Genomic DNA, 25,442 nt, shown 5'->3' on the forward strand with positions numbered 1-25,442 from the left:
GCCATGACAATTCATATCTCCTACCCCGCTGAGCTGCCGGTATCCGAGCGCCGCGAGGATCTGATGGCGGCCATCGCCGCAAACCAGGTGACCATCATTGCCGGCGAGACCGGTTCGGGCAAAACCACCCAGATCCCCAAAATGTGCCTTGAGCTGGGCTTGGGCGAGCAGGGCCTGATCGGTCACACACAGCCCCGGCGCCTCGCGGCCAGGACGGTTGCCGAACGCATCGCTTCTGAACTCGGCGTGGAGATCGGCCAGGAAGTGGGCTTCCAGGTCCGGTTCACCGGCGAGGTCAGTGCCGCCACCAAGGTCAAGCTGATGACCGACGGTATCCTGCTCGCGGAGATCCAGCGGGACAAGCTGTTGCGCAAATACAGCACAATCATCATTGACGAGGCCCATGAACGGAGCCTCAACATCGACTTCATTCTCGGCTACCTCAAACGGATACTCCCCCAGCGGCCGGACCTGAAGGTCATCATCACCTCGGCAACCATCGACCCCGAACGCTTCGCGAACCACTTTGGCACCGACACCGCCCGCGCCCCGATCATCGAGGTTTCCGGGCGGACGTATCCGGTCGAAATCCGCTACCGTCCCCTGTCCCAGCCGGCGAACCCCGATGCCGAAGAATCAGACGACGAACTCGAAGAGGACCGGGATCCGCTGGATGCGGTCTGCGACGCCGTTGATGAGCTCGCACAAGAGGCTCCGGGAGACATCCTGATCTTCTTCTCCGGCGAGCGCGAGATTCGCGATGCCGCCGAGGCCATCAACGGCCGTATCCAAAGCAACCGCCGCCTTGCCGGGACGGAAGTACTGCCGTTGTATGCGCGGTTGAGCCTTCAGGAACAGCACCGGGTCTTCAACCCTGGTGGCAAACGCCGCATCATCCTGGCGACGAACGTCGCCGAGACATCGCTGACAGTCCCCGGCATCAAGTACGTCATCGACACCGGAACAGCGCGAATTTCCCGCTATTCGCACCGGACCAAGGTTCAACGCCTGCCGATCGAACGTGTTTCGCAGGCCTCGGCCAACCAGCGGTCCGGCCGTTGCGGGCGCGTGTCCGAAGGTATTGCCATCCGGCTCTACTCGGAAGAGGACTTCGAGTCCCGTCCGCAGTTCACGGACCCGGAGATCCTGCGGACCAACCTCGCCGCCGTCATCCTGCAGATGACCGCCATGGGCGTTGCCCGCAGCCCCAAGGATGTGGAGAACTTCCCGTTCGTGGAGCCCCCGGAGTCGCGGGCAATCAACGACGGCGTCACCCTCCTTCGCGAGCTGGGGGCCCTCAGCGTTTCCAAGCCCGAGGGACCTGCCCGCCCGTCAGCCGGAAAGCAGGGCAAGAACCGCGGCGGACGCGGCCCGGGCCGCGATGGCGGCGGCCTGACGGCCATCGGGCAAAAGCTTGCCCAGCTCCCCGTCGACCCGCGCCTTGGGCGCATGATCGTGGAGGCCGGCAAACGTGGATGCGTGCGCGAAGTCATGATCCTCGCAGCTGCCCTGACCATCCAGGATCCCCGCGAGCGCCCCACGGACAAGCAGCAGCTCGCGGCGGAAAAGCATGCCCGCTTCCGTGACGAGAATTCCGACTTCACCGGGTACCTGAATCTGTGGAACTACGTGCAGGAAAAGCAGCGGGAGTTGTCCTCCACCCAGTTCCGCAGGTTGTGCCGCACCGAGTTCATCAACTACCTGCGGGTCCGCGAGTGGCAGGACCTCTTCACCCAGCTTCGCCAGTTGGCGAAACCGTTGGGAATCACCCTCGACACCAAGCGCGAAGCCGATCCCGTGGGCCACCACGACGATATCCACATCAGCTTGCTGTCGGGTCTGTTGAGCCACATCGGCGTCCTTGACGAGCGCAAGCGCGAATACGCCGGGGCCCGCGGCACCCGCTTCGCCATCTTCCCGGGATCGGCCTTGTTCAAGAAGTCGCCCGCTTTCGTCATGGCGGCCGAACTGGTGGAAACCAGCAGGCTATGGGCGCGGGTAGCGGCGAAGTTCGATCCGTTGTGGGCAGAAATCGTTGCCCCGCACCTGGTCAAACGTTCCTACAGCGAACCGCACTGGTCATCCCGCCAAGGCGCCGTTCTGGCCCATGAAAAAGTGACCCTTTACGGCGTGCCGATCATCCCGGACCGCAGGGTCAACTACGGCCGCATTGACCGCGAACTCTCGCGCGAGCTGTTCATCCGGCATGCCTTGGTTGAAGGTGAGTGGCGGACCCACCACAAGTTCTTCCACCGGAACCGCGCGCTGCTCCAGGAAGTCGAAGAGCTGGAGACCCGCATGAGGCGGCGTGACATCCTGGTGGATGACCAGACGCTCTTTGAGTTCTACGATGCCCGGGTGGGTCCGGACGTTGTGTCCGAGCGCCATTTCGACAAGTGGTGGAAAGAGGCCCGCCAGGCCGATCCCACGCTGTTGGACTTCGACGAATCGCTCCTCATGAACGAGGACGCCGAGGGCCTCGACGAATCCGCGTATCCCAAGGTATGGCGCCACAAAGGCTTCGAACTGCCGCTGAGCTACGAGTTCCACCCTGTGGCACCGGGATCGGCGCCCAACCCCTCCGACGGCGTCACCGCCGAGGTTCCGGTCCTGTTCCTGAACCAAATGGATGATGCCCCCTTCCGTTGGCAGATCCCCGGCCAACGCGTGGACCTGGTCACTGCCTTGATCAAGTCCCTTCCCAAGCAGATCCGCAAGAACTTCGTCCCGGCTCCGGATGTCGCCCGGCAGGCCACTGCCGCGTTGGAGAAGGACTTTGATCCCGCCACGGACGAACTTGAGCCATCCCTTGAACTGGTTCTGCGCCGGCTGCGTGGCCACATCATTCCGCCCGGTTCCTGGAACTGGGATGCCGTCCCCCAGCACCTCCGCGTGAGCTTCAAGGTAGTGGACAGCAGGGGCAAAGTGCTGGGCGAGGGCAAAAACCTTGCCCAACTGCAGGAGACCCTGGCGCCGGCAACCCGGCGTGCCATCGCAGAATCACTTGGAGCCACGCCCGCCAGCACCCGCAAAGCGAAGGTGCCGGAGACGCCGCTGGAGAACACCCCGCACGGCAATCATGCAGGGGCAGGTGCGGCCGCCGGTGACGGAGTAGTTGCCGAGCGTTCGGGTATCACTGAGTGGGACTTCGGAACCGTTGAACGGCAGGTCACCCGCACCGTCAAAGGCCACGCAGTGACCGGCTTCCCGGCAGTGGTGGACGAGGGAAAGTCGGTGGCCTTGCGGGTGTTCCAAACCCGGCAGGAACAGGAAGCTGCCATGCGTGGCGGCGTCATCCGGCTCCTGGCACTGCGCATCCCGTCCCCGGACCGGTACGTGCTGGAGCACCTCAGCAACACCGAGAAGTTGACGTTCAGCCAAAACCCGCATGGTTCCGTGAGTGCGCTGATCGCCGACTGCGCCCTGGCCGCCATCGACAAGCTGACCCCCGCGGAACTTCCCTGGGACCGAACTGCTTTCGATGCGTTGTACGAAGTCGTCCGCGCGGAACTGATCGATACCGTCTTCACGGTGACGGCCGTCGTCGAACGCATCCTCTCCAGTACCCGCAGGATCCAGAAGCAGCTTAAGGCCAATACCAGCCTGCCGTTGATCAGCGCGCTCAACGACATGAAGAGCCAACTGGAGCAACTGGTCTACCCCGGCTTTGTGGCACAGACGGGCTACGCCCAGCTGAGCCAGTTGCCGCGCTATCTCCAGGCCATGGAGAAGAGGTTGGAAAAGCTTCCTGGCAACGTGCAGCGCGATGCCCTCAGCATGGCGGTCATCCAAGGCCTCGAGGACGATTATGACGACGCCGTGGCGGCATTGACCCCCGGCCGTCGGGTGGGGCCGGAGTTAACCCGGGTGCGCTGGATGATCGAGGAACTGAGGGTCAGCCTGTTCGCCGTGGAATTGGGGACCGCCTACTCGGTCTCCGAGAAACGGATCCGGACGGTCCTGAACCAAGCCCTGGCACCGGCCTAGGTGTACTCAGTCCTCCGGCACGAACCCGGCATGGCCGGCAGAACGGAGTGCCGCCCGAAGCTTCACGGCTGTTGCGTCCATGACCGCCGGATCCGGGTTGTGGTCCACATTGTGCACCTCGAAGTCGGCCATCGAATATGCCGGCCAGACGTGGACGTGCAGGTGGTCCACTTCAAAGCCCTCCATGAGCACGCCAACACGCTTGGCGTCGTAGAGGTCTTCCTGGACCTTGCCGATCTTCTGGGCCACGTCCATGACCTTGCCCAGCAGTTCGGGGCTTGCATGGGTCCACGAATCCACTTCTTCCCGCGGTACCACCAGGGTGTGGCCGGGGGTGATGGGCGCGATGGTCAGGAAGGCAACTACGTCGCTGTCCTTCCACACGAAACGCCCGGGGATTTCTCCGTTGATGATCCTGGTGAACAGCGTGCTCATGCGTCAGCCCTTTCCGATGGTTCCTGAAGAGTGGAGGTATCCAGGACAAAACGGTATTTCACGTCGCCGGCCACCATGCGGTCGTATGCCTGGTTGAGTCCGGTGGCGTCAACCATCTCGATGTCGCTGGCCACGCCATGCTCAGCGCAGAAATCGAGCATCTCCTGGGTTTCCGCGATGCCCCCGATCAGGGATCCCGCGTAGGCGAGGCGCCGGCGGATGAGCTGGCCGGGGCTGACGGGAGGCATGTCCTCCGCCGGCAGGCCCAGCTGGAACAGTGCTCCCTCCAAGCGCAGGGTGCGGAAATAGGGATTGAGGTCGTGCGGGGCCGCGACGGTGTCGATGATGACGTCGATGCTCCTGTCGGCGGCCTCCATCGCCTGCGGGTCCTTCGAAAGCACCACACGATCCGCCCCGAGTTCACGGGCGGCCTCGAATTTGGATTCCGAGGTGGTGAACACGGTGACCTCGGCGCCCATGGCCTTGGCGATCTTGACGGCCATGTGCCCCAGTCCGCCAAGCCCTACGACGCCGACGGAATCGCCCTCTTCCACCTCGAAGTAGCATAAGGGCGAGTAGGTGGTGATGCCGGCGCACAGCAGGGGTGCGGCTGCGGCAGGGTCGAGCACCTCGGGAATGCGGAGCACGAAGCGGCGGTCAACCACTACCAGTGTTGAGTATCCGCCTTGCGTCACGGCATCGCCGTTGCGGGGATCCTTCGCACCGTAAGTGCCCACATTGCCACGTTCGCAATACTGTTCAAGGCCCTCAAGGCAGCTTTCGCATTCCCGGCAGGAGTCCACGAGGCAGCCAACGCCCACACGGTCGCCGGGAGCGAAGTCAGCCACGGCGGAACCCACCCGGGTCACCCGGCCAACAATTTCGTGGCCTGGTACCAACGGGTAGTGCGGCACCCGCCATTCGGCGCGGGTGGCGTGGACGTCGGAATGGCAGAGGCCGCAGAACTCAATGGCGATCTCGACATCGTCGTCCTTGGGCGCCCGCCTGGCAACGGTCAGGGGTACCAATCCGCTCTCCGGCGAGGTTGCCCCGTACGCGGCTGCCAGGGCCCCGCCTTCCGGCGCGGCCCCGCTTTCCTCGACGGTAATGGGCTTGGCAAGGGGCGGGGGTACAGGTCGTCCAGGGGTCATGGTTCGACGCTACTCCCGGAAACGCGGCTCGTGCCACTTGGGCCCGCTCCGTCAAAGGGCCCGGCGCCTACTGCCACGGGATTCGCTCCGTTATTGGACCACTGGGAGAACGAACCGGGGAACAGGGCTGCCTCGAAGCCGGCGATGCCCAGCGCCGCTATTTCATGCGCTGCCGTCACCCCCGAACCGCAGTAGACGGCAATCTTCGCGCCCTCGGTGACACCCAGGCTGCCGAAGCGTCGCCGCAGTTCCCCAGCCGGCAGGAAGTGTCCGGCGTCGTCCACGTTGGCGGTGGTTGGTGCGCTGACAGCGCCGGGAATGTGTCCTGCCCGCGGATCGATCGGCTCAACCTCGCCCCGGTAGCGTTCACCTGCTCGGGCATCGAGGAGAATCCGGTCACCGTGCCACGCCGCGGCCTCACGCTCGGTGATGGTGGGCAGGAGGCCCTCACGCAAGAAGACGTTTCCGGCGACGGCGGCCACCTCGCCAGTCTCCTCCGGGTAGCCTGCCGCGCGCCAGGCGGCCAGTCCGCCGTCGAGCAGGTACACCTCTTCAAGGCCCGCATTCCGCAGCATCCACCAAGCGCGCGCCGCTGCCATGCTGCCGCTGTTGTCGTACGCGACCACTGTGTCGCCGTCGTTGATTCCCCAACTCCGGGCAGCTTCCTGGAAACGGGCCGTGGACGGAAGGGGGTGCCGGCCCCGGTCCGGCTGCGCGTGGTCGGCCAACTGGGACGGGAGGTCCACGAAGACAGCTCCCGGCAGGTGCCCGGACAGATATTCCTCATGCCCGTCGGTCCGGCCCAGCACCCAGCGCACGTCCAGCAGCACAAGCCGCTCCCCCGCCGCGAGTCGTCTGTTCACTTCGGCTGCGTCCATGAGGATGGCCATCAGTTCTCCCTTTGCTTGCGTCCTTGCCGTTGCTCCCCACCCAGCCTAGTGCGGCAGTCGGGCTGCCTCCTTCCAGACCCTGCCGGACCGCGCCGGTATTCTTGTCCGGTGAGCAATTCAGGCATTCAGGACAGGGCATGGGCCCACGAGGCCATCAGGAAGATCGAGGCGGAGAACAACCGCTCCGCGGACACCCACCTCTACGCGGTGCCGCTCCCCGAACACTGGGGCGTGGACCTCTATCTCAAAGATGAATCCACGCACCGCTCCGGCAGCCTGAAGCACCGCCTGGCACGCTCGCTGTTCCTCTACGGCTTGGTCAACGGCTGGATCACCGAGGGAACCACCATCGTCGAAGCATCCAGCGGAAGCACCGCCGTGTCCGAGGCCTACTTCGCGCGCCTGATCGGCCTGCCCTTCATCGCCGTCATGACCAAAACCACCAGTCCGGAGAAGATCGCGTTGATCGAGGATTTCGGGGGCGCCTGCCTGTTGGTGGATCACGCGTCGGAAGTCTACGCAGTGGCCGAGGAGACCGCCAGCACCTCCGGCGGCTACTACATGGACCAGTTCACCTTCGCCGAGCGGGCCACGGACTGGCGCGGCAACAACAACATCGCCGAATCGATCTTCCAGCAGCTGGCGCTGGAACGGCACCCCGTGCCTGAATGGATCGTGGTGGGCGCCGGCACGGGAGGAACCAGTGCGACGATCGGCCGCTACCTCCGCTATAACCGGCACCGCACACGGCTTGCCGTGGTGGATCCGGAGAATTCGGCGTTCTACCCTGCCTGGCTCGACGGGGACTGCGGATCCGCCAGCGGGCTGCCCTCACGCATAGAAGGAATCGGACGTCCGCGTGCGGAGCCCAGCTTCGTTCCGGCGGTGATCGACCACATGATCCGAGTGCCGGACGCCGCTTCGATCGCCGCCATGCGGCATCTGGCGAAGCTCGCAGGCCTTCATGCCGGGCCATCCACCGGAACCAACCTGTGGGGGGTCTGGCAACTGATCGCCGGGATGGTCGCCGAGGGACGGCGCGGCAGCATCGTGTCATTGATGTGCGACTCAGGTGAGCGGTATGCAGGCAGCTATTACGACGCCGGCTGGCTGGCACGGCAGGGCCTGGAACCTGCCGGTTACGAGCAGATGCTGGACAACTTCCTCGACACCGGGACGTGGAACGGCTAAACCTCCACGGTCTGCCTTGGCGCGAGGCTGGAATACGTCGTGCCGTAGCGGGCTCCAAACCGTGTCACATGCCCCTCCACCAAGCCACGGCCCACCTCATTGAGCAGCCCGTCATGGACCGGGTAGGCCTGCGGGGCCCGGACGGAGATGACAAAGTCCACCACCTCGCCCACCTTCGACCACGGAGCGTGGATCGGCACGAGGAGGGTTTTGACCTGGATGCCGTCCGGCACCACGAACGAATCACCGGGGTGGAACACATTGCCGTCAATGAGGTAGCCGATGTTGGCCACCACGGGGATCTGCCCGTGGATCAGGGCATGCTGCCCGCCGAAGGTCTTGACCTCGAACCCGGCAATGTCCAGGACTGACTCCGGATCAACAGCGTGAATCCGCTCCTCTCCGGCGTCGACCGATGCCTCAGCGGCTGCCTTGGTGAGGGTCCGCGCCACCCCCTCCGGCGCATGGACCACCAGGCGTTCGTTCATCGTCAGCGCCTCCAACAGCACGGCCTGGTCGATGTGGTCCGGGTGCTCGTGGGTGACCAGTATGGCCTGCGCGCCTTCCAAGGCCTCCTTCGATTCCGAATAAACACCGGGATCAATGACCAGGACGTTCCCGTCCTTCTCCAGGCGGACACAGGCGTGGGTGTACTTGGTGAGCTTCATGGTCACAGCCTAGGGGCCGCCGTCGAACGATTCCAAGCACCGCCTGCGGTAAAATCGGGGTTGGCCAGCATCCCAGGGAAGTGAGTTTTTCAATGCCACAGGGCACCCATTCCGCCAACGGTGGCAAGGCAACACCAACCACCGGAGGCGTCAAGGAACAGCGTGTCACCAAGCAGCGCCTGGCTGTCAGCGCCGCCCTGGATGAACTGGACGACTTCGTCAGCACCCAGGAGTTGTACCGGTTGCTCCAAAACAAGGGAATCTCAGTATCACTGGCCACCGCCTACCGGATCCTGCAGTCGCTCGCTGACGACGGCCTGATCGACGTGCTCCGCAATGGCGACGGCGAGGCCGTATACCGGCGTTGCGCGGTGACAGGCCACCATCACCATCTGCTGTGCCGGAACTGCGGCAAAGCTGTGGAGGTCGAGGCGCCCTCAGTGGAAACCTGGGCCGCCAGGACAGCGGCTGAACACGGGTTCACGGAAGTGGCGCACACCGTGGAGATTTTCGGGCTCTGCCCCGAGTGCACGGCCCGGAAAGCTGCCGGGAAACTCTAGTTCCGCAGTCCCCTAGATGGCGCGTGCGGGCTGGTCCCGCGACACGCGGCCGTTGAGGCCGCGGTTGGCCCGGACCCGACCGATCACCCGGCACACCACGTAGATCAGGAATGACAACGTGGTGACGTAAGGGCTGATGGGGATGCGGCTGCCCAGCGCCAGGAGGATTCCACCCACCGTGGCCGTGAGTGCGAAGAGGACGCTCAGGAGGACAATCAGCTTGGGCGACGTCGTTACCCTCAGCGCTGCGGCCGCCGGCGTAATCAGCAGGGCCAGCACCAACAAGGCTCCCACGATCTGGATGGACAGTGCCACGGTGATGCCCAACAACACCATGAAGCCGATGGCGAGCCCGCGCACCGGGACTCCGCGGGCCTCCGCCATTTCAGGATCCACGCTCGCAAAGCCCAAGGGACGCCAGATCAGAACCAGGGCAGCCATGACCACAACCGCCGTTCCCGCCAGGGTCTGGAGCTGGACGGTATCCACGGACACTATCTGGCCCGTGAGCAGTCCGAACTTGTTGGCGGCACGTCCCTCATAGAGGGCCAGGAAAAGGATTCCCAGGCCCAGGCCGAACGGCATGATGACGCCGATGGTCGAGTTTTTGTCCCTGGCCCTGACGCCCATGAAGCCCAGTAGAACCGCCGCTGCCACCGAGCCCACCAGAGAGCCCACGATGATGTCGGCTCCGATGAGCAACGCAAAAGCAGCACCGGCAAAGGACAACTCCGAAATGCCATGGACCGCGAAGGCGAGATCGCGCTTCATCACAAACGTGCCCACCAGGCCGCCGAGCAGGCCCAGGACTGCTCCGGCCCAGATGGAGTTCTGGACCAGCGCCAGCAGTTCGCCGTAGTTCTCGAAATTGAAGATGGTCTGCAGGATGCCATCGAGGTCCATCAGAACTCCTCCCCGGCAGCTGTGTGCGCATCGTCGTGGAAGTGCGTGGTGGCGTCCGGAAGCCCGACGACGACGAACCTGCCGTTGGTCTGGATGACCTCCACGTGGCTGTTGTACAGATCGGAGAGCACGTCGGTTGTCATGACTTCCTGCGGGGTGCCTACGCGGAAACGTCCGCCGGCCAGGTAGAGGACACGATCCACGTAGTCGATCACGGGGTTGATTTCGTGCGTCACGAACACCACGGCACTGTTCCTCTTGTGGCACTGCTCATTGATCAGGGCACTCACGCCCTGCTGGTGGTTCAGGTCCAGCGAGAGCAGCGGCTCATCACACAGCAGCACAGCGGGGTCGGTGGCCAGCGCCTGGGCAACGCGCAGGCGCTGCTGCTCCCCGCCGGACAACTGACCCACGGGGACCTTGGCGTAGTCGGAGGCCCCGACGAGTTCCAGCAGTTCATCAACGCGCCGATTGACTTTTCCGGTGCCCAGCCGGACTCCCCAGCGGTGGCCGTCGATGCCCAAGGCCACCAGGTCCCTGGCACGTAGCGGCGTGTCAGGGGCGAAGGACTTTTGCTGCGGAATGTACCCGATGGTGCGGCTCCCGCGCTCCACGGGGCGTCCGCCAAGGGTCACCGTTCCGGACTGCAGTTCCTGGAGCCCGAGCAGGACCTTGAGGAAACTGGTCTTGCCGCTTCCGTTCGGACCCAGGACAGCGAAGAACTCGCCGGGGCTGATGTCGAGGTCAAGGCCCTTCCAGAGTGTCCTCTTGCCGAACTGAAGGCTCGCTTCGCGGAGGCTCACTACCGGTGTCAAAAGTTGTCCTCGATCCATGCGCCTCCTGGCAGGGCGCAGTTTAAATAGTTGGGGCCTATCGCCTCGCGGCAGCGGTCAGGGACCCACAGCCACCTGAACATCTTAGGACGCCTGGGAAGGAACTCAGGACGCCCGGGCGGGTGGTGTTGCGCCAAAGGCCGGGAATCCCGGCCTTCGGCGTTCCATGGCGACGCTATTTGGCCAGGGCAGCCGAGATTGCATCAACGTTGCCGGCCATCCACTGGAGGTAGTCTTTGCCTTCGGGCACGGTCTCGGTGAAGTCCACCACCGGCACGCCCGCAGCTTCAGCGGCTTTCTTCACGGACTCGGTCTGCGGACCCTCCGTTTGGCTGTTGTAGGCAAGCAGGCGGACTCCGGCCACGATGTCTGTGGTTTCCTTCAGGACGGAAGCCGGCACATCCGTCCCTTCTTCCACCGCTGAGCTGTAGGCCTCGGGCGTCTTGTTGACCAGCCCTGCGGCTTCAAGGAGGTACAGGGGAACCGGCTCCGTGATGGCTACCGGGGCGCCCTGTTGGCTGGCTTTCAATGACTCCAGCTTTCCAGCCAACTCCGAAAGGCCGGTTTTGAAGCCGGCGGCGTTGTCTTTGAAGGTGGGAGCAGAAGCGGCATCCAAGGCACTGAGCTTCTCCGCAACCTTGTCCGCGAGCTTGCCCATGGCGTCCAGGCTGTACCAAACGTGCTCGTTGAACTCGCCGTGGTCGTGGCCATGGTCGTCTTCAGCGTGTGCGTCCTCGCTGTGGTTCTCCCCTTCGGGAGCCAGCCCGGATACTTCCACTGCGCTGACGATGTTTTCGTGGCCGACGTTGGTGTCGTCGGCGATTTTGTGGAGGAATCCGTCATAGCCACCCCCGTTTTCCACGACGAGTTGCGCCTTGGAGACCACCAGCTTGTCCTGGGCACTGGCTTCGTAGGAGTGGGGGTCCTGGCTCGTCTTGGTGATGATCGCCTTCACGTCCACCTTGTCACCGCCTACGGCTTTGACGATCTCCCCGTAGACATTGGTGGAAGTCACCACTTGCAGGACACCGGACGACGCCGACGGCGACTCCCCGCCGCCGCCCGCACCGGTACTTCCCGAGCAGGACGAAAGGGCCAGGGCAGCGATGGCGGAAACAGCGGCAACGGACAGGCGGGCGGCGTAGCGACGCACGGAAACCTCGGATCTACTCATACGAGAATGGGGCACAACAACAAATGAATGTGTCCAGTGTAGCTGCTAATAGGAATGATTCCTATTTAGAGAATCACGATCCCGCATCCCTTACTGCTACGGGTGCGGTCCACCCAACCTCCGGATGCCCGTGGCCTGCGTAGCGTCCCGGATCTCCCCCACGAGCTGCTCAATGACATCTTCAAGGAAGAGCACGCCTTGGATATTCCCCTTGGGGCCAACCACGCGGGCCAAATGGGAGCCCGTCCGTTGCATCACGGACATAGCCCTTTCGATTTCGTCATCGGGCGAGAGGTTGGCAAAGGAACGGATGCGCCCCTCGGCAATGGGGTGCCTGCGGCCTTCCTCCGGGATGGACAGGATGTCCTTGACGTGCAGGTACCCGGCGAGTTCGCCGTCGTCGTCCACCATCGGGAAGCGCGAGAAGCCGGTACGGCTGACCGCTTTTTCCAACTCCACGGGAGTGGACGAAGTCTTGAGCATCACCAGCTTGTCCAGGGGCACCATGATGCTGGAAGCGGTGTGTTCGGAGAACTCAAGCGCGCCGGTCAACAAACCGGCTTGGTCATCCACCAGACCGTGCCTCGTGGACTCCTGCACGATCGACTGCACTTCCTCCAAGGTAAAGGAAGAGGAAACCTCGTCCTTGGGCTCGATCCGCATCAGGCGCAGGATGTGGTTGGCGAGCCAGTTCAAGGTCCAGATCACGGGCTTGACCATCCTGGCGATGAACACCAGCGGCGGCGCCAGCAGCAGTGCTGCCTTGTCCGCCACGGACACCGAAATGTTCTTCGGCACCATTTCGCCGAAGGTCACGTGCAGGAAAGTCACGAACAACAAAGCGATCCCAAAAGCGATCACATCGGCCAGTTCGACCGGAACACCCGCCACTTCCAAGGGTCCGGCCAGCAGGTGGTGGATGGCCGGCTCTGCCACCTGCAGGATCAACAGCGAGCAGACCGTGATGCCAAGCTGTGCGCAAGCAAGCATGAGCGACACGTTTTCCATGGCGAGCAAGGTAGTTTGAGCGCGCTTGGAGCCGCTTTCGGCCAGCGGCTCGATCTGGCTGCGGCGCGCCGACATGACGGCGAACTCGGCGCCGACAAAGAAGGCGTTGCCGATCAAAAGGACAACGAGCCACATGATGCCAACCCAATCGTTCACAGGGCACCTGCCTCATGGTTGCGCTCATCGGTCCCCGTCGGGTTGTCCTGCGGTTCAGCTATGTGATGGAAACAGATCCGGTCGATCCTTCGACCATCCATCCTCGTGACCGTCAGCGTTCCGCCGTCGACCTCCACAGTGTCTCCCACCGTGGCGATGCGTCCCAGCTTGCTCATGACGTAGCCGCCTACGGTCTCGTAGGCCGATTCGTCAGGAACTTTCAGCCCCGGAATCTGCTCCGAGACTTCGTCCGGCCGCAGGAGGCCGGGAAAATACCAATCCCCCGAAGCGCTCTGCAGCAATCCCGGACGGACCTTGTCATGTTCATCGGAAACCTCGCCCACAATTTCCTCCACCAGGTCCTCCAAGGTGGCGATTCCGGCCGTGCCGCCGTATTCGTCAAGGACCACCGCCAGTTGAAGGTTGCCCTCCCGCAGTTCGGCAAGCAGGGAGTCGAGGTGGATGGTCTCAGGGACACGCAGGACGTCGGTCATGATCGCACCGGCTTCCAGTTTGCTGCGGCGGTCGGCCGGGACAGCTACCGCCTTCTTGATGTGGACAACCCCACGGATGTCATCAGCTGAATCGCCGATCACGGGAAAGCGCGAGTAACCGGTCCGCCGGGCGGCGTCCAGGATGTCCGACACGGGCTGGCCGGCGTCGATCGTCTCCATCCGGATACGCGGGGTCATGACATCCGCCGCGGTCCTGCCGGAAAAGTTCAGCGTTCGGGCCACGAAGTTCGCCGTACCTGCGTCAAGTGTTCCCAGTTCGGCTGACCGGCGGACCAGGGAAGCGAGCTCCGCGGGCGTCCGCGCTCCGGAGATCTCCTCCTTTGCTTCCAGGCCGAAGACGTTGAGGACCTTGTTCGAGAAACCGTTCAACACCACAATGGCCGGCTTGAAGACCGCGGTGAAGACCAGTTGCGCAGGGGCAAGGCGCTTGCCCAAAGGAAACGCGAGGGCTATGGCCATGTTCTTGGGCACGAGCTCACCCAGGAGCATGGACAGAAGCGTGGCCAGAGCCATGGCCACAACCAACGCTACGGAGGCCGCGACTGCCGGGCTCAAGCCCAGCAGTGCCAACGGCCCGCTCAGGAGATGACCCACGGAAGGCTCCATGACGAAACCCGTCAGCAAAGTGGTGAGAGTGATGCCCAGTTGGCAGCTGGACAGCTGCGTGGACAGCGACTTGAGGCATTTAAGAAGGGCCGCGGCGGCGTGGTCGCCGTCGTCCACGGCCCGCTGCACGCTCGCCTGGTCAAGCGCTACCAGGGAAAACTCGACGGCGACGAAAAAGCCGGTCCCCAGGATCAAGGCAAAACCGGCCAGGAGGAGAATCCATTCCATCTACCGCATCCCTCCACGGAGCGCGGACCTGAATACGGTCAGCGCATTGGCGGGGTGAGGGTCCGGCGGAGGTTGGTCGGGCGCAGCAGCAGACGACTCTGCGGGTCCACCGGCAGGGGCCGCCGGTTCATGATGGGCATGTGAACGGGTGCTGCCGGCGTGCTGGGTACGGTGTGCGGAGGTGCCGTCCAGGCTCCCCCGGCAGTACCCAGGCCGGCACCTGGATTTACTGTCCATAAGGGTTTTAGTCTACAGCCCGGGAAGCCGCGGGACCCGCGCTCATTCCCGCAATCACAGGTGCCTGAGCATCGCTCACGAAAGCCGACATGATTTAGGTCACCACTATTGGCAGTTAACCAATGATCCTAACTAGACTGGCAAAGGTCTGAGTTCGCGGGACGCGGACCCTGGCACATCGTTGCGGAACAGCAACTGTGGCCAGCGGGAAAATAACACTCATGGAAGAGGCGTATTTCAAGTGCCAGAGCAGCCCAGCCACCGTCTACCAGAGGAATTTGGCGGAAACGAGTGGCTCGTTGACGAACTGTACGAGCGGTACCAGCAGGACAAGAATTCGGTCGACGCCAAGTGGTGGCCGCTTTTCGAGTCCTTCAATACCAGCGAGGGCACTTCTTCCAACGGAAATTCTGCAGCCGCCACGGCTGCCAATCCCCCTACCCAAGTACTTCCCGTAGTAGCCCCGGCTGCAGCGGCTCCGGCACCGGCGCCGGCCGCGCCCAAGGCTGCTCCTGCCCCTGCTGCTGCCGCTCCGGCACCGGCACCGGCGAAGAAAGAACCGGCCACGGTTGCCAGGGACGGGGCAAAGAAGCCCGCCGGCGGCAACGCGGCACAGCCGATCCCGGCCCAGCTGCCCAAGAACACCAAGGCGCCCACGGCGCCGGAAGAGGACGTCGTTTCAGTCCTCCGCGGGCCCGCAAAGGCCATCGCCTCCAACATGGTCACCAGCCTCGAAGTGCCCACCGCCACCAGCGTGCGGGCAGTACCGGCCAAGTTGCTCATTGACAACCGCGTAGTCATCAACTCCAACCTTGCGCGCGCCCGCGGCGGCAAGGTGTCCTTCACGCACCTCATTGGCTACGCCGTGGTCCGCGCGCTTTCCCAGTTCCCGTCGATGAACGTCTACTACGACGAAATCGATGGCAAGCCCAGCGCAGTCCAGCCCGCCCACGTCAACTTCGGCATCGCCATTGACATGCCCAAGCCCGACGGCACCCGCCTCCTGATGGTTCCCAACATCAAGAAGGCGGAGACCATGGACTTCGCGGAGTTCTGGCACACCTATGAGGACCTCATCAAGCGTGCCCGGAACGGCAAGCTCACCGCCGACGACCACGCCGGCACCACCGTGTCCCTCACCAACCCCGGCGGCATCGGCACCGTCCACTCGGTTCCCCGCCTCTCCAAGGGCCAGGCTGCGATCATCGGCGTCGGCGCGCTCGACTACCCGGCCGAGTTCCAGGGCGCGAGCGAGAAGATCATAGCCCAGAACGCCATCAGCAAGATCCTCACGCTGACCTCCACCTACGACCACCGCGTCATCCAGGGTGCAGGCAGCGGCGAGTTCCTCAAGCTGGTCCACCAACTCCTGCTGGGCGCCCAGAACTTCTACGACGAGATCTTCGAAGCGCTGCGCATTCCGTACGAACCCGTCCGCTGGAGCCCGGACCTCCAGGTTGATCCGGCAGACGAAATCAACAAGGTTGCCCGGATCCAGCAGCTCATCCACTCCTACCGGGTCCGCGGCCACCTGATGGCCGACACCGATCCCCTGGAGTACGTCCAGCGCAAGCACCCGGACCTTGACGTCCTCACCTACGGCCTGACCCTGTGGGACCTGGACCGCGAGTGGCCCACGGGCGGTTTCGGCGGCAAGCCGCAGCTGAAGTTCCGTGACATCCTCGGCGTCCTTCGCGACGCTTACTGCCGCACCACCGGCATCGAGTACATGCACATCCAGGAACCTGCCGAGCGCAAGTGGTTCCAGGACGAACTGGAACACCCCTACTCCAAGCCCAGCCGCGAAGAACAGCTGCGCATCGTCTCCAAGCTCAATGCCGCAGAGGCTTTCGAAACTTTCCTGCAAACCAAGTTCGTGGGCCAGAAGCGGTTCTCGCTTGAAGGCGGCGAGTCCTTGATTCCGCTGCTGGACGCCATCATCTCCGATGCTGCCGACGACGGACTGGACGAGGTAGCCATCGGCATGGCGCACCGTGGCCGCCTGAACGTGCTGACCAACATCGCCGGCAAGACCTACGCCCAGGTGTTCCGCGAGTTCGAAGGCACCCAGGACCCGCGCTCCGTGCAGGGTTCCGGCGACGTCAAGTACCACCTGGGTACCGAAGGCACCTTCACCTCGGACAACGGCAAGCAGACCAAGGTGTACCTGGCGGCCAACCCGTCCCACCTTGAAGCCGTCGACCCGGTCCTGGAAGGCATCGTCCGCGCGAAGCAGGACCGCCTGGACCAGGGCGAGTCATTCCCCGTCCTGCCCATCATGGTCCACGGTGACGCCGCCTTTGCTGGCCAGGGTGTTGTCGCTGAGACCCTCAACCTCTCCCAGCTCCGCGGATACCGCACCGGCGGCACGATCCACGTGATCGTGAACAATCAGGTGGGCTTCACTACGGCTCCGTCCTCCTCGCGTTCGTCCACGTACTCCACGGACGTCGCGAAGATGATCCAGGCACCGGTCTTCCACGTGAACGGTGACGATCCCGAGGCTGTTGTCCGCGTGGCGCAGCTGGCGTACCAGTTCCGCCAGCGCTTCCACAAGGACGTCGTCATCGACATGGTCTGCTACCGCCGTCGTGGGCACAACGAGGGCGACGACCCCTCGATGACGCAGCCGCTGATGTATAACCTCATCGAGGCCAAGCGCTCCGTCCGCAAGCTGTACACCGAATCCCTGATCGGCCGTGGCGATATCACCGAGGAAGAAGCCGAGCAGCTGCTCCGCGACTACCAGGAGCGCCTCGAGCGGGTCTTCGCGGAGACGCATGCAGCGCAGACCTCGCCCATCCCGATCATCACTGCGGACTCTGCAGCCGTATCGGACATCGAGCGTCCCATTGCCCAGCAGGCGGACTTTGGCACCAACTCCCCCGCGTCCACGGCCATTTCGGCCGAAACCCTTGCACGGATCGGCAAGGCCCACGTGGAGATCCCCGATGGCTTCACCGTGCACTCCAAGCTCAAGCAGCTGTTGGAGAAGCGCGAGCAGATGTCCCGTGAGGGCGGCATCGATTGGGGCTTTGGCGAGATCGCAGCCTTTGGTTCGCTCATCATGGAAGGCGTTCCCGTCCGCCTGGCCGGCCAGGACTCGCGCCGTGGCACGTTCGTCCAGCGCCACGCAGTCTTCCACGACCGCGCCAACGGCAACGAGTGGCTGCCCCTGGCGAACCTCTCTGACGACCAAGCCAAGCTGTGGATCTACGACTCCCTCCTGTCCGAATACGCAGCCATGGGCTTCGAATACGGATACTCCGTGGAGCGTCCGGATGCCCTGGTGCTGTGGGAGGCGCAGTTCGGAGACTTCGTCAACGGTGCGCAGACCATCATTGATGAGTTCATCTCCTCGGCAGAGCAAAAGTGGGGTCAGCGTTCTTCCCTGGTCCTGATGCTGCCGCACGGCTACGAAGGCCAGGGCCCGGACCACTCCTCGGCCCGTATTGAGCGCTTCCTGCAGCTGTGCGCTGAGGACAACATGATCGTCGCGAATCCGACGACGTCCGCATCGCACTTCCACCTGCTTCGCCGCCAGGCCTACAGCCGGCCCCGCAAGCCGCTGATCATCTTCACGCCGAAGCAGTTGCTGCGCCTCAAGGGCGCCGCGTCCGCCGTCGAGGACTTCACCACCGGCGCATTCCGGCCGGTCATCGCAGAGCACGAGCTCCAGCCGGCCAATGTGGACCGCGTAGTCCTGGTGTCCGGCCGCTTGTACTACGACCTCCTGTCGAACCGGCAGAAGTCCGGCGACACGTCCACTGCGATCATCCGCGTCGAGCAGCTCTACCCGCTGCCCAAGGCTGAGATCGAAGCTGAGCTCGCCAAGTACCCGAACGCCGACATCGTGTGGGCACAGGATGAGCCTGCCAACCAGGGTCCGTGGCCGTTCATGGGCCTGAACCTGGCACCGCAGCTGGATCGCAAGGTCCGCCTGGTGTCGCGTCCGGCATCGGCTTCCACCGCGGCCGGTTCCATGAAGCGTCACGCCGCTGAACAGGATGCCCTGATCAAGCAAGTGTTCGAACGTCAGTAGAAGGAAATCTGCCCGGCCCGAGGCGCCTTGTGCGTCTCAGGCCGGGCAGTTCTGTTTAATGGGACAGATACCCGGTTCGCAAACCGGCGCCGTCGTAAGCCGGGCATGGACCGTAACGAGTGTGAAGAGGTAACCGTGGAAGACAGGAAGCTGCGCATAGCAGCCGTGGGAGACGAACTGCTGGCGGGGCTCGGTGACCCGCGTGCTTTGGGCTGGTTGGGCCGGGTCCTGGCGCGTACGCCGCAGGAGGCGGTCGCGGTTGAGTCCTTCGCACTCCCCTGCCCCATGGAAGGCACCGAGGGCCTGGCGGCACGGTGGCAGGATGAGGCCGGACGGCGGTTCAGCGATACCCACGAGAACCGGCTGGTCATCGGCCTCTCGGGACGGGACCTTGAGTTCGGTCTTTCCACAGCCCGCAGCCGCCTGAACCTGGCGAACATCCTTGACGGTGCGTCGCACAGCGGGGTGGAAGTCTTCGTGGTTGGTCCTCCGCCCACGCTTGATCCTGCACGCAACAAGCGCCTGGCCGAGTTGAACACCGCCTTCGCTGACGTGACCACCCGGCGGAACCATCACTACGTGGACACGTTCTCCCCGCTGCTTAATCATGAGCAATGGCGTACCGACCTCGCCGCAAACGGAGGCACGCCCGGACAGGCAGGTTATGGACTGATCGCTTGGCTCGTGCTGCACCGCGGGTGGTTCCAGTGGCTTAATATCGCGCAGCCCGAGTAGGCGGTCTCCCGGCTCCGGTCCCAGCAACCATTGCCATCCGCCAATTCGCGATATATCGTGTTTTCATCAAACGCGATATATCGCAATTGGAGGGATCATGTCAGACGAGTTATGGACCGTGACCGGCCCGCAAACCATCGAGGTGGACGACGTCCGCTCGCTCAAGCTTGGAATCGTGAAAGGCCGCTTCGACGTGGTGACCCACGATCAGCCGTTTGTCCGGATCGAGGTCAGCGAAATCAGCGGGGATCCCCTCACCATTACCCTGGTCAACGGCCGCTTGGAGATCAGGCACCAGCTCCAAGGACCGCAGGGTTGGTTCCGTAACCTGATGGGGACCGTCAACAACACCAGCACCAATTCGGTGATAGTCGGCGTAGCACTGCCTCCCGGAGTGGACGTAGAGGCCGGAACGGTCAGCGGTGACGGACTGGTGGCAGGCATCAGCGGCCGCATCCGGCTCAATACGGTCTCCGGATCGGTCATGGCCGACGGCACCAATGGAGAACTGCACGTCAACACCGTCAGCGGCGAAGTCATCGCCAGAAACCACGACGGCGTCCTGACCGCCAAGAGCGTTTCCGGTGAAGTAACCGCTTCGGGCACGTTCTCGAACGTCCGGGCATCCACCGTCAGCGGGGACCTCACCTTTGAGCTTCAGGATTTCACCAACGATTTCGGGGCCAACTCCGTCTCCGGTGACCTCACCATCCGTCTGCCGCACGACGTCGGGCTTGACGTCGTGGCCAAGTCGGCCAGCGGCTCTGTGGTCATTGATGACCGCCTGTACGCGCAGCCGGGAAGCAACGTCCATACCATCGTGGGCCCTGACGAGAAGCTTATGCTGTTGCGCACCAACACCGTCTCCGGCAAAACCTTCATCATGCATGCCCCCGCGCCTGCTCCGGAAACCGACAGCCCGGTGTCCGGCGGGACGGGACTCTGATGCCTCCGGTCTTCGCCCACGGGGCGCTCAGGCTTTACCTGCTGGCGTTGCTCGAGTCCGCGCCGAAACACGGCTACGAACTCATCAAGGCACTCGGCGAACGGTTCGGTGGAACCTATTCACCCAGCGCCGGAACCATCTATCCGCGGTTGGCCAAGCTGGAGGAGGAAGGCCTGGTGGCCACCGAATCAGAGGGCAGGCGGACCACATACTCCATCACTGACGCGGGCCGGGCCGAACTTGACCGCAGACGCCAGGAACTGGCCGACGTCGAGGAGACCATCTCCGCCTCCGTCCGGAGGCTGGCCGACGGACTGAGGGCTGATATCCGCAGCAACATGCGCGGACTCAGGGCTGATCTTGCCGCTACTGCCGAGGCGGCACGAACCACTGCGCGAACCTCTGCACGCACCCCGACCGCCGGCGAAGGCACGTACGCCTACTCCCCCGAGGGACAGCGGATCCTCAAAGAAGCCGAACTCATGGTCCAATCCTTCCGCGATGACATCCGGATGGAACTGCGGAAACAAGGCGCGGCGCATCCCTTGTCACTGGTGGCCCTGGAGACAGTCCGGACTGTCCTGGACCAAGCCCGCATCTCCATCCGGAACTCGCTTCGAAGCTGAGTGCGGACGTCCCGGTTCGCAAGGCCCTGCCCGGATGTGCGAAACTGGAGGGCAGCTTTATTGTGAATCAATCATTGAAGGAGGCCAGCTATGAGCAAGCGTGCACGTAAGCGTCGTGACCGTAAGCGCGGCGGCGCAAACCACGGCAAGCGCCCCAACACCTAAGCCAGAGGCTTGGAGTCAAGGCTTAAAGCAAAGGCCCCGGAAACCATGCGGTTTCCAGGGCCTTTCGCGTTTAAGCGGCTTTGGTCAGTGGACCTGCAGCCGGTTCAGGCCTCCACGGGCTTGATCGAGTGGATCCTGTCAAGAATGGAGTTCTTGAGGTTCTCCGGCGCAGATTCGGTGCAGGAGCGCTTGACCATGGTGCGAATGAGGCACTCGAGATCGTACTGCTCGGAGCACTCCTCGCAACCGTCCAAGTGCTGCTTGATCTCGCCGAGGTCCTCACGGGTCAGTGCGCCGTCGAGGTACTCGTAAATACGCTGCATGCGCGTATCGTCGCAATCGCCCAATCCCTGGCAGTCGCTCATTTCTCTTTCTCCTGATTGTTGCTACCGGCCGTGGCCTGGTCTTCTGTCTGGGCCCGGAAGCCCCGTTCGGCGGCGTAGTCCGCCAGCATGTCCCGGAGCATCTTCCTGCCGCGGTGCAGGCGCGACATGACGGTGCCGATCGGGGTATTCATGATCTCTGATATCTGCTTGTACGCATACCCCTCGACATCCGCGAAGTAGACGGCCAGGCGGAACTCTTCCGGGATGGACTGCAAGGCATTCTTGACGTCCGAATCCGGGAGATGGTCGAGGGCCTCGGCTTCTGCGGAGCGCAGTCCCGCGGACGTGTGCGACTCCGCCTTGGCCAGCTGCCAGTCCTCGATCGTGTCCGAGTTGGACTGCAGGGGTTCCCGCTGCCGCTTCCGGTAGAGGTTGATGTAGGTATTGGTCAGGATCCGATACAGCCAGGCTTTGAGGTTCGTGCCCGGCTTGTATTGGTGGAACGCAGAGAAAGCTTTGGTGTAAGCCTCCTGGACCAGGTCCTCGGCATCGGACGGGTTGCGCGCCATGCGCATCGCCGCCGAGTAAAGCTGGTCCACATACTGCATGGCGTCGCGCTCAAAGCGCGCCCGGCGCTGCTCGGCGGTTTCGGTGGAGGGATCGACGGCGGCCGGGGCCTGAGCGTCGTCGCCGGCGGCCTGGTCCGTGGCCGCTGCGGCCGGTTCAATGGTGCTCATCGATGCCAAGTCTACTGTCAGCTGGAGTGAATCCTGCTGCGCGGGCGACGTGGGCCCCGGTAAATCCGTGCGGTCCCTCACCAAGGTCAAAAAACCAACTCCGTTCGTGAAGCGGCAACACCATGCCGCGGCCCGGTCTTCACCGCGCCTTCTGTTCACAACGGCCACCGGTGGGTAAATATTCCGCAAAGGTGCAAGACTAGAGCAGACTGCACCCCTTGAACACGACGTCAAACGACGCCTGTGGCCAATCATCCAGGAGGCAAGACATGTCTGTAATCCGTTTCCTCGCGCGACCCATGCTCGCATCAAGTTTCGTCATTACCGGGCTGGACAAACTGAAGAACGCGGATGACACTGCCAGGCAGTTATCGCCGGTACTTCGCCGGGCTTCCGAGTCCCTGCCTTTCCAGACAGACGAGAAAGTCCTGGCCCGCGTCATCGGTGGCGCGCAGTTGGGGGCAGGTGCCCTCCTCGGCCTGGGAAAAATGTCCCGTTTCGCTGCCACCGTGCTCGCTTTGACCTCGGCTCTTAACACCTACGTGGAGTGGCGCTCAGCGGATATCAGCACCAAGGAAGGCCGTAACGCACGCCGTGCCCAGCTGCTGAAGAACATTTCCCTGACCGGAGGCGTGCTGCTCGCTTCCGTGGACACTGCCGGACGCCCCAGCCTGGCATGGCGCGCCGAACACCTTGCCGCCGACGCAAAGAAAGTCACCGGGAAGCAGATCAAGCGCGCAGACAAAGCAGTACGCAAGGCCGTCGACCACGCAGTTGGAGCATAAGGAAGCATGACTGGTACCACCGCAGCAAACACCGGCACGGAAAGCGCCGCAGCACAATCCCTCTGGCCGGCGCCCTTTGCCAAGCAGCCGGTCGATGCCACGGTAACGGTACCGGGCTCCAAGTCCTTAACCAACAGGTTCCTGATCTTGGCGGCCCTGGCTGATGGGCCGTCAAGGTTGCGGGCTCCCCTGCACTCGCGGGACTCCGCGTTGATGGTCCAGGCCTTGCGCCACTTGGGAGCGACCGTCACCGAGGTGCCGGGCGACGGGGACTACGGTCCCGACCTCGAGATCAGCCCCATCAGTTCGACGGACACTCCCTCCGACACCTCCATCGACTGCGGCCTTGCCGGAACTGTCATGAGGTTTGTTCCCCCTGTGGCGGCCCTCCGCCGGGGAACTGCTGTCTTCGACGGCGATCCCCACGCCCGCAAGCGCCCCATGGGAACCATCATCGAGGCGCTCGTAGCCCTTGGGGTTCCGGTTCGCGCCGAAGGCGGCAGGACGCCGTCGGCCCTGCCTTTCGCGGTGGAAGGCACCGGCGAAGTCCGCGGCGGGCACCTTGTGATCGATGCCAGCGCCTCGTCGCAGTTCGTATCGGCGTTGTTGCTGGTGGGCGCGCGCTTCACCGAAGGCCTGCATCTTGAACATGTCGGCAAGCCGGTGCCAAGCCTCGACCACATCAGCATGACAGTATCCGTGCTCCGCAGCGTCGGGGTCAGCGTGGACGATTCGGTGCCCAACCATTGGCGCGTGGCTCCCGGCCCCATCCGTGCCTTCGACCAGCGCATCGAACAGGACCTGTCCAACGCCGGTCCCTTCCTGGCCGCCGCGCTGGCCACGCGCGGGACCGTCAGAATCCCCAACTGGCCCCTCCGGACAACCCAGGTGGGTGATCTCTGGCGCAGCATCCTCACCACCATGGGGGCAACCGTCATGCTGGAAGACGGCACGCTCACCGTCACGGGCGGTCCCGACATCAAGGGGGCGGACTTTGACGAGACCAGCGAACTGGCTCCCACCGTTGCCGCCCTGTGCGCCTTGGCCAGCGGACCCTCCCGCCTGACCGGGATCGCCCACCTCAGGGGCCACGAAACGGACCGGCTCGCCGCGTTGGTGAACGAGATCAACCGCCTCGGCGGAGACGCGGAAGAAACCGCGGACGGTCTCATCATCCGTCCAGCTGCCCTGCACGGCGGTGTCGTGCACAGCTATGCGGACCACCGCATGGCTACGGCGGGTGCCATCCTCGGGCTCGCCGTGGAAGGGGTGGAAGTGGAAGACATCGCCACGACTTCCAAAACCATGCCCGAGTTCCCGCACATGTGGGCCGCCATGCTCGGTCAGGCTTCGCGCGATTCCGGTGATTTCCCACAGGCGGGCACAACCGGGGGCAACCGCTGACCATGGGCCGCGACGCACGCTCCTGGGACGAATCGGACGTCCGCATCCGTCCGAACAAGAAAGGTTCCAGGCCCCGCACCAAGGACCGCCCCAGCCACGACGACGCCGTGGTGGGACGAATCATCACGGTCGACCGCGGGCGCTACACGGCGATCGTGGGCGAGGACTCTGACAACGAACGCGTAGTCATTGCAGCCAGGGCCCGCGAACTTCGGCGAACGCCGGTGGTTCCGGGCGATTTTGTTGCCTTGGTGGGCGACGTCTCCGGCAGCCCCGATACCCTGGCGCGGCTGGTCCGCGTCGAAGAACGCCGGACCCTGTTGCGTCGCAGCGCCGATGACACGGACCCGATCGAGCGGGTAGTGGTGGCGAACGCCGACCAGCTGGTAGTGGTGGTGGCCGCAGCCAACCCGGAGCCGCGTACCGGTTTCATCGACCGCGCCTTGGTGGCAGCCTACGACGCCGGCATAGAGCCGCTGCTGCTCATCACCAAAGCGGACGTCAAGGATCCGGCGGAACTTCTTTCGAACTACCTCAGCCTGGACTTTCCGGTCATCATCAGCCGCACAGCGGATTCACAGGCATCCGGCATCGATGCCCGCTCGGACGACGGCTTGTCCGCCCGGCTCGACAGTGAAGCGGTGTCCCGCCTGCGGGACCACCTCGACGGAAAAGTGACCGTCATGCTGGGGCACTCCGGCGTCGGCAAATCCACCATGGTCAATGCGCTGACGGGCGCGGAACGGGCAACCGGCGGAGTCAACGCCGTGACGGGCCGCGGCCGGCATACTTCATCGTCCGCACTGGCCCTCAAGCTGGCCGACGCTCCTTCGGGCAGCTGGATCATCGATACTCCCGGTATCCGTTCCTTCGGATTGGCCCACGTCGACCCGGATCGGATCCTGCACTCCTTCCCGGACCTCGAGCCCGGCACCGAAGACTGCGAACGGGGCTGCAAACACGACGCCAACGCCGTCAACTGCGGACTGGACGCCTGGGTCAACGAAGGACACGCCGGACCTTCCGGCGCCGCACGGCTGGCGTCCCTGCGCCGGCTCCTCGGAGCGGACCCGCGCCTGGAGGCGAAGGAAACCAAGGAACTCGGCACCGTCAACTGAGACGGGAAAGCACCAC

Annotated in this window: 22 protein-coding genes; 11 read left to right on the top strand and 11 right to left on the bottom strand. The window is 63.8% G+C overall.

All coding sequences use genetic code 11. From position 1 onward, the window contains the following. Positions 1-3 precede the first annotated feature (3 nt). Positions 4-3,987, top strand: a complete 3,984-nt coding sequence (hrpA, locus tag OCL88_RS07915; RefSeq protein ID WP_264962142.1) for an ATP-dependent RNA helicase HrpA — start codon at positions 4-6, stop codon at positions 3,985-3,987. A 6-nt stretch (positions 3,988-3,993) separates the two neighbouring features. Here the strand turns inward: hrpA and OCL88_RS07920 are convergent, their stop codons facing one another. Genes OCL88_RS07920 through OCL88_RS07930 form a run of 3 tightly spaced genes read right to left on the bottom strand, consistent with a single transcriptional unit; the run spans position 3,994 to position 6,463 of the window. Next, positions 3,994-4,422, bottom strand: coding sequence for an HIT family protein (locus OCL88_RS07920; RefSeq protein WP_062097201.1), 429 nt, complete (start codon positions 4,420-4,422; stop codon positions 3,994-3,996). Beyond that, complete coding sequence (locus OCL88_RS07925; protein ID WP_264962143.1) at positions 4,419-5,573, bottom strand: NAD(P)-dependent alcohol dehydrogenase; 1,155 nt, start codon at positions 5,571-5,573, stop codon at positions 4,419-4,421. Before OCL88_RS07925 ends, OCL88_RS07920 begins: the two co-directional genes overlap by 4 nt. Beyond that, positions 5,570-6,463, bottom strand: coding sequence for a sulfurtransferase (locus OCL88_RS07930; RefSeq protein ID WP_264962144.1), 894 nt, complete (start codon positions 6,461-6,463; stop codon positions 5,570-5,572). Before OCL88_RS07930 ends, OCL88_RS07925 begins: the two co-directional genes overlap by 4 nt. 108 nt (positions 6,464-6,571) lie before the next feature. Here OCL88_RS07930 and OCL88_RS07935 point away from each other — a divergent pair, with 108 nt between their 5' ends. Then, on the top strand, positions 6,572-7,654 hold the full coding sequence (locus OCL88_RS07935; protein ID WP_264962145.1) for a PLP-dependent cysteine synthase family protein: 1,083 nt from the start codon (positions 6,572-6,574) through the stop codon (positions 7,652-7,654). Here OCL88_RS07935 and OCL88_RS07940 read toward each other — a convergent pair. Further along, positions 7,651-8,322 carry an MBL fold metallo-hydrolase gene (locus OCL88_RS07940; RefSeq protein ID WP_264962146.1) on the bottom strand — a complete coding sequence of 224 codons (672 nt, stop codon included), beginning with the start codon at positions 8,320-8,322 and terminating at the stop codon, positions 7,651-7,653. The two genes, OCL88_RS07935 and OCL88_RS07940, sit on opposite strands and share 4 nt — an antisense overlap. A 92-nt stretch (positions 8,323-8,414) precedes the next feature. On the opposite strand from OCL88_RS07940, the gene OCL88_RS07945 reads away from it, so the two are divergent. Further along, positions 8,415-8,882 carry a Fur family transcriptional regulator gene (locus tag OCL88_RS07945; RefSeq protein WP_264962147.1) on the top strand — a complete coding sequence of 156 codons (468 nt, stop codon included), beginning with the start codon at positions 8,415-8,417 and terminating at the stop codon, positions 8,880-8,882. 12 nt (positions 8,883-8,894) lie between these two features. Here the strand turns inward: OCL88_RS07945 and OCL88_RS07950 are convergent, their stop codons facing one another. The 5 genes from OCL88_RS07950 to OCL88_RS07970 all read right to left on the bottom strand — a co-directional run bounded on the left by OCL88_RS07950 (position 8,895) and on the right by OCL88_RS07970 (position 14,305). Continuing rightward, entirely contained in the window at positions 8,895-9,785 is an 891-nt protein-coding gene (locus tag OCL88_RS07950) for a metal ABC transporter permease (protein ID WP_264962148.1), read from the bottom strand. Next, on the bottom strand, positions 9,785-10,618 hold the full coding sequence (locus tag OCL88_RS07955) for a metal ABC transporter ATP-binding protein (RefSeq protein WP_264962149.1): 834 nt from the start codon (positions 10,616-10,618) through the stop codon (positions 9,785-9,787). Before OCL88_RS07955 ends, OCL88_RS07950 begins: the two co-directional genes overlap by 1 nt. Before the next feature lie 175 nt (positions 10,619-10,793). Next, entirely contained in the window at positions 10,794-11,792 is a 999-nt protein-coding gene (locus tag OCL88_RS07960; RefSeq protein WP_264962150.1) for a metal ABC transporter solute-binding protein, Zn/Mn family, read from the bottom strand. A gap of 96 nt (positions 11,793-11,888) precedes the next feature. Beyond that, the gene (locus OCL88_RS07965; protein ID WP_264962151.1) at positions 11,889-12,956 is read right to left on the bottom strand and encodes a hemolysin family protein; all 1,068 of its coding nucleotides are present in this window, start codon (positions 12,954-12,956) and stop codon (positions 11,889-11,891) included. Next, positions 12,953-14,305, bottom strand: coding sequence for a hemolysin family protein (locus tag OCL88_RS07970; protein ID WP_264962152.1), 1,353 nt, complete (start codon positions 14,303-14,305; stop codon positions 12,953-12,955). The genes OCL88_RS07965 and OCL88_RS07970 overlap by 4 nt, the downstream gene beginning before the upstream one ends. A 478-nt stretch (positions 14,306-14,783) precedes the next feature. On the opposite strand from OCL88_RS07970, the gene OCL88_RS07975 reads away from it, so the two are divergent. The 5 genes from OCL88_RS07975 (at position 14,784) to OCL88_RS21265 (ending at position 21,056) form a co-directional block, all read left to right on the top strand. Continuing rightward, positions 14,784-18,584: a multifunctional oxoglutarate decarboxylase/oxoglutarate dehydrogenase thiamine pyrophosphate-binding subunit/dihydrolipoyllysine-residue succinyltransferase subunit gene (locus OCL88_RS07975; protein WP_264962153.1), complete on the top strand. Its 3,801-nt coding sequence runs from the start codon at positions 14,784-14,786 to the stop codon at positions 18,582-18,584. Between the two features lie 135 nt (positions 18,585-18,719). After that, positions 18,720-19,319 carry a GDSL-type esterase/lipase family protein gene (locus tag OCL88_RS07980; RefSeq protein WP_021471034.1) on the top strand — a complete coding sequence of 200 codons (600 nt, stop codon included), beginning with the start codon at positions 18,720-18,722 and terminating at the stop codon, positions 19,317-19,319. A gap of 97 nt (positions 19,320-19,416) precedes the next feature. Further along, positions 19,417-20,265, top strand: coding sequence for a DUF4097 family beta strand repeat-containing protein (locus OCL88_RS07985; protein WP_264962154.1), 849 nt, complete (start codon positions 19,417-19,419; stop codon positions 20,263-20,265). Then, positions 20,265-20,891, top strand: coding sequence for a PadR family transcriptional regulator (locus OCL88_RS07990; protein WP_264962155.1), 627 nt, complete (start codon positions 20,265-20,267; stop codon positions 20,889-20,891). The genes OCL88_RS07985 and OCL88_RS07990 overlap by 1 nt, the downstream gene beginning before the upstream one ends. Before the next feature lie 90 nt (positions 20,892-20,981). Beyond that, positions 20,982-21,056 carry a 50S ribosomal protein bL37 gene (locus OCL88_RS21265; protein ID WP_369299106.1) on the top strand — a complete coding sequence of 25 codons (75 nt, stop codon included), beginning with the start codon at positions 20,982-20,984 and terminating at the stop codon, positions 21,054-21,056. Positions 21,057-21,160: 104 nt separating this feature from the next. Here the strand turns inward: OCL88_RS21265 and rsrA are convergent, their stop codons facing one another. Next, a complete protein-coding gene (rsrA, locus tag OCL88_RS07995) occupies positions 21,161-21,421 on the bottom strand; it encodes a mycothiol system anti-sigma-R factor (protein WP_021471037.1) in 261 nt (86 codons plus the stop codon). Next, positions 21,418-22,209 carry a sigma-70 family RNA polymerase sigma factor gene (locus OCL88_RS08000; protein WP_413775453.1) on the bottom strand — a complete coding sequence of 264 codons (792 nt, stop codon included), beginning with the start codon at positions 22,207-22,209 and terminating at the stop codon, positions 21,418-21,420. The genes rsrA and OCL88_RS08000 overlap by 4 nt, the downstream gene beginning before the upstream one ends. 179 nt (positions 22,210-22,388) lie before the next feature. On the opposite strand from OCL88_RS08000, the gene OCL88_RS08005 reads away from it, so the two are divergent. From OCL88_RS08005 to OCL88_RS08015, 3 genes are read left to right on the top strand one after another with little or no spacing between them, the layout of a single operon-like run. Continuing rightward, positions 22,389-22,904 carry a DoxX family membrane protein gene (locus OCL88_RS08005; protein ID WP_021471039.1) on the top strand — a complete coding sequence of 172 codons (516 nt, stop codon included), beginning with the start codon at positions 22,389-22,391 and terminating at the stop codon, positions 22,902-22,904. Positions 22,905-22,910: 6 nt separating this feature from the next. Further along, positions 22,911-24,308: a 3-phosphoshikimate 1-carboxyvinyltransferase gene (gene aroA / locus OCL88_RS08010; RefSeq protein ID WP_264962156.1), complete on the top strand. Its 1,398-nt coding sequence runs from the start codon at positions 22,911-22,913 to the stop codon at positions 24,306-24,308. A 2-nt stretch (positions 24,309-24,310) separates the two neighbouring features. Next, a complete protein-coding gene (locus tag OCL88_RS08015) occupies positions 24,311-25,426 on the top strand; it encodes a ribosome small subunit-dependent GTPase A (protein ID WP_021471041.1) in 1,116 nt (371 codons plus the stop codon). The last annotated feature ends 16 nt before the right edge of the window (positions 25,427-25,442 follow it).

This window comes from Paenarthrobacter sp. PAE-2, assembly GCF_026013155.1.
GTDB classification, from domain to species: domain Bacteria; phylum Actinomycetota; class Actinomycetes; order Actinomycetales; family Micrococcaceae; genus Arthrobacter; species Arthrobacter ureafaciens.

Coding starts and splice junctions, on each gene's coding strand:
- hrpA (WP_264962142.1), top strand. CDS start 4: ATGACAATTCATATCTCCTACCCCGCTGAGCTGCCGGTATCCGAGCGC.
- OCL88_RS07920 (WP_062097201.1), bottom strand. CDS start 4,422: ATGAGCACGCTGTTCACCAGGATCATCAACGGAGAAATCCCCGGGCGT.
- OCL88_RS07925 (WP_264962143.1), bottom strand. CDS start 5,573: ATGACCCCTGGACGACCTGTACCCCCGCCCCTTGCCAAGCCCATTACC.
- OCL88_RS07930 (WP_264962144.1), bottom strand. CDS start 6,463: ATGGCCATCCTCATGGACGCAGCCGAAGTGAACAGACGACTCGCGGCG.
- OCL88_RS07940 (WP_264962146.1), bottom strand. CDS start 8,322: ATGAAGCTCACCAAGTACACCCACGCCTGTGTCCGCCTGGAGAAGGAC.
- OCL88_RS07945 (WP_264962147.1), top strand. CDS start 8,415: ATGCCACAGGGCACCCATTCCGCCAACGGTGGCAAGGCAACACCAACC.
- OCL88_RS07950 (WP_264962148.1), bottom strand. CDS start 9,785: ATGGACCTCGATGGCATCCTGCAGACCATCTTCAATTTCGAGAACTAC.
- OCL88_RS07955 (WP_264962149.1), bottom strand. CDS start 10,618: ATGGATCGAGGACAACTTTTGACACCGGTAGTGAGCCTCCGCGAAGCG.
- OCL88_RS07960 (WP_264962150.1), bottom strand. CDS start 11,792: ATGAGTAGATCCGAGGTTTCCGTGCGTCGCTACGCCGCCCGCCTGTCC.
- OCL88_RS07970 (WP_264962152.1), bottom strand. CDS start 14,305: ATGGAATGGATTCTCCTCCTGGCCGGTTTTGCCTTGATCCTGGGGACC.
- OCL88_RS07985 (WP_264962154.1), top strand. CDS start 19,417: ATGTCAGACGAGTTATGGACCGTGACCGGCCCGCAAACCATCGAGGTG.
- OCL88_RS07990 (WP_264962155.1), top strand. CDS start 20,265: ATGCCTCCGGTCTTCGCCCACGGGGCGCTCAGGCTTTACCTGCTGGCG.
- rsrA (WP_021471037.1), bottom strand. CDS start 21,421: ATGAGCGACTGCCAGGGATTGGGCGATTGCGACGATACGCGCATGCAG.
- OCL88_RS08005 (WP_021471039.1), top strand. CDS start 22,389: ATGTCTGTAATCCGTTTCCTCGCGCGACCCATGCTCGCATCAAGTTTC.
- aroA (WP_264962156.1), top strand. CDS start 22,911: ATGACTGGTACCACCGCAGCAAACACCGGCACGGAAAGCGCCGCAGCA.
- OCL88_RS08015 (WP_021471041.1), top strand. CDS start 24,311: ATGGGCCGCGACGCACGCTCCTGGGACGAATCGGACGTCCGCATCCGT.